Annotated in this window: 2 protein-coding genes; both read left to right on the top strand. The window is 60.9% G+C overall.

Annotation, left to right across the window (positions count from 1 at the left end):
* The coding region (locus GGQ85_RS20625; RefSeq protein ID WP_309776074.1) for an efflux RND transporter permease subunit at positions 1-918 on the top strand (918 nt) is incomplete at its 5' end.
* A 321-nt stretch (positions 919-1239) separates the two neighbouring features.
* The coding region (locus tag GGQ85_RS20620; protein ID WP_309776073.1) for an integrase core domain-containing protein at positions 1240-2168 on the top strand (929 nt) is incomplete at its 3' end.

Below are 2168 nucleotides of genomic sequence, written 5' to 3'. Positions count from 1 at the left end.
GTGCCCCTCCAGCGCCTGTTCGACACGCTCGGCACCTATGTCGGCTCGTCCTTCGTCAACCTCTTCAATCGGTTCGGCTACGTCTACCAGGTCTACGTGCAAAGCGAGGCGAGCGGCCGGCGCACGATGGAAGACGTAGAGCGCCTGACCGTGCTCAACAATCAGGGGGAGCCGGTGCGGCTTGGTTCCATTATCCAGCCTCGCTTCGTCAGCGGGCCGACCGCGGTCCTGTCCTACAACACCTATCCAGCGATCGAGGTGGCGGTCGGCACGGCGCCAGGGGCGAGCTCGGGCACGGTGATCGCTGAGATCGAGCGGCTCGCCGCCGAGAAGCTGCCCTCAAACTACGCAGTCGCGTGGACCGAGGTCGCATACCAGGAGAAGATCGCCGGCGGCTACGCACCGCTGATCTTCGGCCTGGGCGTTCTGATGATCTTCCTGCTGCTCGCCGGACAGTACGAGTCGGTTCGTCTGCCATTCGTCATTCTGCTCGCGACACCGTTAGCGATTTTTGGGGCGATCGGCTTCCTGGCTCTGCGGGATCTACCGCTCGATATCTTCGGGCAGGTCGGGCTCCTGCTCCTAGTCGGGCTCGCGGCCAAAAACGCGATCCTCCTTGTCGCCTTCGCGGAGGACCTGCGCCGGAACCAAGGGGAGAATCCGCTGAGGGCTGCCCAGGATGCGGCTCGGATGCGGCTGCGCCCGATTCTGATGACCTCCTTCGCCTTCATTCTCGGCGCCGTGCCACTCGCCATCGCGAGCGGGGCAGGCGCGAACGCCCGCCTGTCAATGGGCACCGCGGTGATCGGCGGTCTCCTGGTGGCGACGCTGATCACCCTCTTGATCACGCCGACCTTCTACGTTGCCGCCGAGCGGCTGTTCGGCCGAAAAAAAAGGGAAGGGCAGCAGGCGGAATAGGCCTGGGGCGGCGAGAAGTTCGGGTCGCGCCTACACGGTGTTCGATTGTCTTTTGCCAAACGGGACCAGGACATCACAACGCTACTCAGCGACTACGATGAAGAGTTCTGAGATGAGCCAAGTGACGTTTGAGGCAGGCAACGAGCCGCGGTCAGCATTGATGCTACCGATGCCGCTGAGTACTTGTGTATACCGAAAACCTTATCAGAGTTGATGACGTGATCGCCTAAGCTGGTAGAATGATCGGGCTGGCTCTGTTTCGTTCTGGCCGTCCTGGCCTCGCCATTCAAGTCGAAGTGGCGGCTTGAAGCTGAGAACGCGGTGCTTCGACATCAGTTGATTGTTTTGCGGCGCAAGCCGCGTGGCCGTGTTCGATTCACAAGCAGCGATCGCTGGTTCTTTGTCCAGCTGTATCGCTGGTTTCCGTCGATCCTGCAGGTTCTGATGATTGTCCGGCCCGAGACGCTGGTGCGTTGGCATCGGGCTGGCTTTCGCCGCTATTGGCGGTGGAGATCGCGCCCACTGGGAGGGCGACCTCAGATCGAGACGGAGCCGCGCGCGCTGATCCGGCAGATGAGCATCGAAAATCCGCTTTGGGGCCCGCCGCGTATCCATGGTGAACTGCTCAAGCTCGGGATTGAGGTCGCTCAATCAAGCGTCGCCGAGTACATGGTCAAACGGCGAGGACCGCCAAGCCAAGGATGGCGGACCTTTCTGCGTAATCACGCGCCGGATATTGCCGCTATGGACTTGTTCGTTGTCCCGACGATCGGTTTCGACCTGCTCTATGCCTTCGTCATCGTCCGGCTCGACCGCAGAGACCTCGTCTGGATCAACGTCACAACAAACCCGACAGCGGAGTGGATTGCGCGTCAGATAACGGAGGCCTTCCCTTGGGATGATGCCCCAAAATACCTCATCCGCGATCGGGATCAAATCTATGGCGCGGTCGTCACACGCCGACTGCGCGCCATGGGCATCCGGGACAAGCCCACTGCACCAGATTCACCTTGGCAAAATGGTTTTGCCGAACGGCTGGTCGGATCGATCCGGCGCGAGTGTTTGGACCACATCATTGTCTTGGGCGAGGCGCATCTGCGCCGGATACTCAAATTTTATGCCGACTATTACAACCGTGTCAGAACCCATCGATCTTTTGTCAACGGCGGAGCAAAACCAAGCCACGGAGGCGGAGTAAAAGCAGGCCAGTCTGGGCGCGGCAGAGGCCGCTCGCGAAGCGCGCTTTTCCC

This window comes from Nitrobacter vulgaris, assembly GCF_031453995.1.
GTDB classification, from domain to species: Bacteria; Pseudomonadota; Alphaproteobacteria; order Rhizobiales; family Xanthobacteraceae; genus Nitrobacter; species Nitrobacter vulgaris.
This window is presented reverse-complemented; position numbering and strand designations above follow the sequence as displayed.